This window comes from Candidatus Paceibacterota bacterium (assembly GCA_041660505.1).
In the GTDB taxonomy this organism is placed as follows: domain Bacteria; phylum Patescibacteriota; class Minisyncoccia; order Phycocordibacterales; family JACRKE01; genus JBAZWG01.
Genome location: JBAZWG010000006.1, coordinates 1 through 4,959, shown reverse-complemented (window position 1 = coordinate 4,959; position 4,959 = coordinate 1). Strand labels below are relative to the sequence as shown.

Sequence of the window (4,959 nt, the reverse complement as noted above, 5' to 3'; positions counted from 1 at the left end):
ACCAGAGTGCCCTCGAATATGTAGCTGCACGAAAGAACATGAATGTTTACCATTCGATGGTCGACTTCTTGTTTTGCGAATTGTATCCTAAATGGCGCGGATCATGCATGCGCTTTTATTTAGGGAGCGGTCCTCTGCTTAAGGAACTACTTGGTTCCGAGCAGATTGAGGACTTCGACAAGAAGCTAACTACCGCTCTTACTGTTGCCCGCACTTTGTTTCGCGAGCAGCGTTGCAAAAGCTGGTCGCGCTACCGATTTGAGGTAAAGAAGGTTTTACAAGCAGCAGCATAACTCGCCAATGGCGACGGGAAAACCCGTCAGCTGTATGGCGGGTTTTTTCTTTGTGGATAATTTCAAATATTGCCGAAAAAATTATTATTTACCTCACCCCAAACACCTCCTCAATCCTCTCTCTTTTCAGCATCTTTGTAATCTTATGCGCCAGGAGCAGGGAAGGGTTATAGCGATTTTGCTCCAAAGAAATTATTGTTTGCCTGGACACGCCAACAAGCTCTGCAAGTTGCTCTTGCGTTATTCCAAGTTTATTTCGATAGAAAGCAATTTTCGTTTCCATGCTGATTAATTCTTTTTGTCGAGATAAATATTCGAAACCATTTTTACCACAACTCCAACAAGGAGAGCAGCTAGGATGACAGGGTCAACATATTTTGTGCCATGGGCAGCACTAACTGCAGCTTGATAGCCGATACCAATTGTTAAAACTGCGAGAATAGCCCAGAGTGCATTGCGTTCAGATATCGCTTCATGCATACGATCACGCTCATCGCGCGGCATTTTGATAATGATATGAATAAAATCCACACAGCCTATAATTGCCAAAATAACGAGAAGGAGCGTACGCAGCCCTCCAATAACAGGAAGTGCCGTAATCAAAAAGAATAAAAGCACAAAAGCGGTGATATATGCCCAACCTTGCCACGTTGCCGGGGTGAAGCCCCACCCTGTATACTTGCGCCTCTTGAACCATTCTGGTTTTCCAATCATATATTTATTATCTTATTAACGTTAATGTAATATATATTATACGTAATAAATATATTACACAAGTGGTGCCTGTGGATAACTCCCCAAGGCCCGACCTTGGGAATGAAAAAGCCGCCTTTGTCGTGCGGCTTTTGGGTGGCAGGTCTAATCCGGGCATGGGCACTCGGGGAAGTAGCGTAACCCATTGATGGTGCGGAAGCCTAGGTGCTTGGCAGTCTCGTCGTCGAGTTCGGCTGCTGTCCTTGGGTGTTCAGTGAATGTGACACTGCAGTTGCCGAGGATGGTAGCATTTACTTTGTCTTGGTCCATGATGCCCTCCTTGAGGAAACGAGATAAGTGGTGAAAAGAATTCCTCTGATTCGAAGCCTACGCTCGCGTAATTATTTTGTCAATTTTCGCTACAAAAAAAGCGGCTCCACTACTGGAGCCGCTTGCTGCTTACTTTGCGAGCTACAAGACAAAGTCTTGCTGCTCGCTCAGATACTGATAGACCTCGCAACGTTCTGCGAGTTCTTCGTGGGTACCGCAGTCCACGAGCTTGCCTTTGTCGAAGACAATCACCTTGTCCACGTTTCTGATTGTACTGAAACGATGGGCAATAATGATTGTTGTTCGGCCCTTTGATACCTTGTTGATTGACTCCTGAATCAGTCGCTCGTTTCCAGAGTCCAGGCTGCACGTTGCTTCGTCAAAGATCATAATTTGCGGTTCTTTGACGATTGCTCGTGCAATTCCCACACGTTGACGTTCACCACCCGAGAGTTTCACTCCGCGTTCGCCAATCACCGTGTCAAAACCTTTTTCCAAACGATGGAAGAATCGGTCAAGACACGACATTTCAGCTACTGCATTGAGCTCATGGTCCCCAAAATCTGCGGCATGACCATTTAGGTTGTAGGTGATGTTGTACCGCAACGTCTGGTCAAATAGGCCAACATCTTGGGCGACGATGCCTATGGCCCCACGATAGTGCTTGAGGTCAAGGTCTCGCAGGTCATTGTCGTCCACGGTGATTTGCCCAGATTCTGGATCTTGCGCACGGATGAGCGCGTTTACCAGGGTAGATTTACCCGCTCCGGATTCGCCGATGAATGCGACTGTTTCTCCCGCCTCAATGACAAAGCTGACGTCGTCGAGCGCGGGGCCAACTGCTGTTGGCGTTGTCGTCTCGGTTTTGTCGTCCTCCTCATCACTTTGCGAGTCTCTGCCGCCGTAACGGAAGGTCACGTTTTTGAACTCTATCCGTCCGGCAAATTTCTCCGGCCGAATCGGGTTTTCAATCTCGGTAATGTCCGGCTTGATAGCCAGCATGTCGAAGTATTGCTTTGCGGAAGTGTAGTCTTGGATAGACCTACGATGAATCTGGCTCAAGCTTCCAAGATTGCCAGTGGCATTCACTGTCCATGTCATAAACAGGACAAATTCGCCAATCGAGTATTTCCCGTGAAGCCCTCCGACGATTACGATGCTCAACACGATAAATCGCGCAATCACGGGCAGCGTATTTCGAATTGCAGCCCAGACTATGTATCGGTTCCACACGCTTCGTGCAAAATCAAATGCGCCGCCCAGGCTTTCCTTGCATTCCCGCTTGGCACGTTCTTCTTGTGCGCTTGCGATAATGAGACCGATGTTTCGAAGCGTTTCGCCGTGGAGTCTTTGATCTGCGACAAAAAGCTTTTCGATTTGTACCATCTCGTCCTTGAATTTTCCGTTTAGACGAGCAACAAAGCCGAGGTATACAACGACAGTCGTTGCGACAACAAGGCCTATGGGTATGCTCCAGTAAAACAGGAGCGCCGTTGCCAAGAGGATCTCCATCGCAAGGGGTAGAATCTGGTAGAGAACAGAGTGGACAAGGTTGTCCAGCGCTTTCTCTCCACGAACGATAATGCTCTGCTTGACGCCGGAGTTCTCGCTGATGAGTTGTCCAATTGAAAAGCCGAGCAATTTCTCGAGCATGACTTCTTGCATCCGTCGTGGAATTTCGTAGTCCACGTGCGCTAGTTCGTAGCGATCTTGTGCCCACTGTAGTACTCCGGATCGCAAGACCCAAAGGACCAGTGATATGATTGCAAGAATTCCAACTTGGCGTATCGGAGCCTTTTGGACCAACCCGTCGATGATTTTGCTCTGCAGATATGGCATGCATGCATTTAGCGCCTGTGAAAGGATAATAAATCCAAACACTCCAAGCATGGGGAGCAGGAGAGGTCTGTATATCTCATATGCTCGTTTCAGAAATAGTCTCAAAGTAAACTCCTGATCAAAGTGGGCATTGCCCGGATGGGGTGGGGAAGAATATCAGAGTGAACTGATGTGAAGGTTCAATGGGTCTTCAGCAATTATAGCATATAAATTGGGTATATGTCAATTTTAAAAATTGCACTAGAGGAATAAAAAAGCCGCCCTATAAGGGCGGCTTTGGATTGGTGGCGGTCAATGTTCTCCTGGCTCCGGCCATCCTTCACCGTGCCCGACGTTTGCCTCGGCTTTTTCTTTTTGCTCCCGAACGTACTCAAGCAGTGACGACTGAACTTCGTTCGGCTCTTCGTACTCAAGCGCTCTGGTCAAAAGAGCAGCGGCCAACATCCCTCGCTCGACTTCTCCGGTAACAACTTCGTATGCAACTTTGTGAGCCGCTTTGCATATTTCGACGAGTTTGTCCGAATGCAGTGGCATTGTTTCCTCCGTTTTTTTAAGAATTATTCTTCGGAATCTGGGTGACGTTTCCGGTGTGGCACGTGCCATGCGGGAACTGATTTCGCGGGAACCTTTGGAATTCCACCAGGTCCCGGTGGGGGATGCGGCTTCGCAAATTGGTCTCTGCGAACAAGTGCTGCCTTGAACATTGGGTTATCAGCAGGTGGTTCTGTGTTGCTTGCCGGTTCAATATCTTGGGGGTTCTCGCCCTCGTTTTTGGGCGAACCCCTTTTCCCTCCGGAGGTATCCCCAGGAACAGCGAATTTCAGCAATGCGCGTATCACCGAGAACTTGGTTTCGTTCCGCAGCTTTTTTGTAAGTATCGCTGCAGCAATGGAGAGCCTCTCCTCAGAGTCACCCGTTGCTTCGCGTGCGGTTTCAAGCGCTGTCTTGATATGGGAATTGATTTTTCCTTCACTCATATCCACGAGTATTCTCCTCAAAAAAGTGATTGAAAAAAGTTTTTATTCCTTCGCCTTCCTCCTTTTCTTTTTCCGCGCGATTGCAGCAGCTGCTCGTTTGTCGACTTCATCGATGTATTCAATCATTGTTTCTTCGATATCGCTTGTATCGAAACGCGATAGTGCACGCCCCAACAATAGTGTTGCGACGGGTGCGACTGACCCGGGGGTTGTCACGCGTGAGGCAGAGATCAAGTCGGCAGCTCGAATGAGCTTATCCAACCTATCTTTGTTAAACTTTGCGAGTGCCATGAGGTGCTCCTCTCAATGAACAGTGGTTGTTAGGTCGAGATGACCTGCTGTTGTTCTGGTGCGAATTCTACACTGATCTGCGAACTTGTCAATTTATATAATTTGCTTCTCTGTAAGATTTTCGAAGGGGATTTCAAGCGCTGCGAATGCTGGATTTTTATGAATAGCACCGTGGTCGAGTATGAGAAAATAGGGGAGGCCCGATTTGTCCAGGCGAGCGATACCATCGACTCTTCCCAGCAAAATAGAAATAGTTGCTTCTGAGTCTGCTTTTTCGCATGTGGGTGCGATCACCGTTGCACTCATAATCCCATGTGCATTTTCTCCTGTACGCATATCCACAAGGTGATGCCATGGTTTACCCGCATGTTCGCCATGGGTTTGATAGACACCGGAGGTAGCCATGCCAACATTTTTTACGCCAACTGCCGCCACAATCGCGCGGGGATCACGCGGATCTTGGATGGCAATATTCCACCGGTTGCCATCTTCAAATTCCCCGTGAGTTACGATGTCACCGCCCGCATTAATCATAA

At 48.2% G+C, this 4,959-nt stretch carries 9 protein-coding genes; 1 reads left to right on the top strand and 8 read right to left on the bottom strand.

What is annotated here, in order from left to right; genetic code table 11:
• A partial coding sequence (locus WC764_04655) for a hypothetical protein (protein MFA6006984.1) occupies window positions 1-293 on the top strand: 293 nt, incomplete at its 5' end.
• A gap of 88 nt (window positions 294-381) precedes the next feature.
• Here the strand turns inward: WC764_04655 and WC764_04650 are convergent.
• From WC764_04650 to WC764_04615, 8 genes are all read right to left on the bottom strand, one after another.
• Window positions 382-576 carry a helix-turn-helix transcriptional regulator gene (locus WC764_04650; protein ID MFA6006983.1) on the bottom strand — a complete coding sequence of 65 codons (195 nt, stop codon included), beginning with the start codon at window positions 574-576 and terminating at the stop codon, window positions 382-384.
• A gap of 5 nt (window positions 577-581) precedes the next feature.
• Window positions 582-1,007, bottom strand: coding sequence for a hypothetical protein (locus WC764_04645; protein MFA6006982.1), 426 nt, complete (start codon window positions 1,005-1,007; stop codon window positions 582-584).
• A 144-nt stretch (window positions 1,008-1,151) separates the two neighbouring features.
• Window positions 1,152-1,316 (bottom strand): hypothetical protein, encoded by a 165-nt coding sequence (locus WC764_04640; protein MFA6006981.1) that lies wholly within the window; start codon window positions 1,314-1,316, stop codon window positions 1,152-1,154.
• Window positions 1,317-1,457: 141 nt separating this feature from the next.
• Window positions 1,458-3,206 (bottom strand): ABC transporter ATP-binding protein, encoded by a 1,749-nt coding sequence (locus WC764_04635; GenBank protein MFA6006980.1) that lies wholly within the window; start codon window positions 3,204-3,206, stop codon window positions 1,458-1,460.
• Between the two features lie 240 nt (window positions 3,207-3,446).
• On the bottom strand, window positions 3,447-3,689 hold the full coding sequence (locus WC764_04630) for a hypothetical protein (protein MFA6006979.1): 243 nt from the start codon (window positions 3,687-3,689) through the stop codon (window positions 3,447-3,449).
• Window positions 3,690-3,712: 23 nt separating this feature from the next.
• The gene (locus WC764_04625) at window positions 3,713-4,132 is read right to left on the bottom strand and encodes a hypothetical protein (GenBank protein ID MFA6006978.1); all 420 of its coding nucleotides are present in this window, start codon (window positions 4,130-4,132) and stop codon (window positions 3,713-3,715) included.
• A 42-nt stretch (window positions 4,133-4,174) separates the two neighbouring features.
• Complete coding sequence (locus WC764_04620; protein ID MFA6006977.1) at window positions 4,175-4,423, bottom strand: hypothetical protein; 249 nt, start codon at window positions 4,421-4,423, stop codon at window positions 4,175-4,177.
• A gap of 93 nt (window positions 4,424-4,516) precedes the next feature.
• On the bottom strand, window positions 4,517-4,959 hold a 443-nt coding region (locus WC764_04615), incomplete at its 5' end, for an FAD:protein FMN transferase (GenBank protein ID MFA6006976.1).

Coding starts and splice junctions, on each gene's coding strand:
- WC764_04650 (MFA6006983.1), bottom strand. CDS start 576: ATGGAAACGAAAATTGCTTTCTATCGAAATAAACTTGGAATAACGCAA.
- WC764_04645 (MFA6006982.1), bottom strand. CDS start 1,007: ATGATTGGAAAACCAGAATGGTTCAAGAGGCGCAAGTATACAGGGTGG.
- WC764_04640 (MFA6006981.1), bottom strand. CDS start 1,316: ATGGACCAAGACAAAGTAAATGCTACCATCCTCGGCAACTGCAGTGTC.
- WC764_04635 (MFA6006980.1), bottom strand. CDS start 3,206: ATGCTTGGAGTGTTTGGATTTATTATCCTTTCACAGGCGCTAAATGCA.
- WC764_04630 (MFA6006979.1), bottom strand. CDS start 3,689: ATGCCACTGCATTCGGACAAACTCGTCGAAATATGCAAAGCGGCTCAC.
- WC764_04625 (MFA6006978.1), bottom strand. CDS start 4,132: ATGAGTGAAGGAAAAATCAATTCCCATATCAAGACAGCGCTTGAAACC.
- WC764_04620 (MFA6006977.1), bottom strand. CDS start 4,423: ATGGCACTCGCAAAGTTTAACAAAGATAGGTTGGATAAGCTCATTCGA.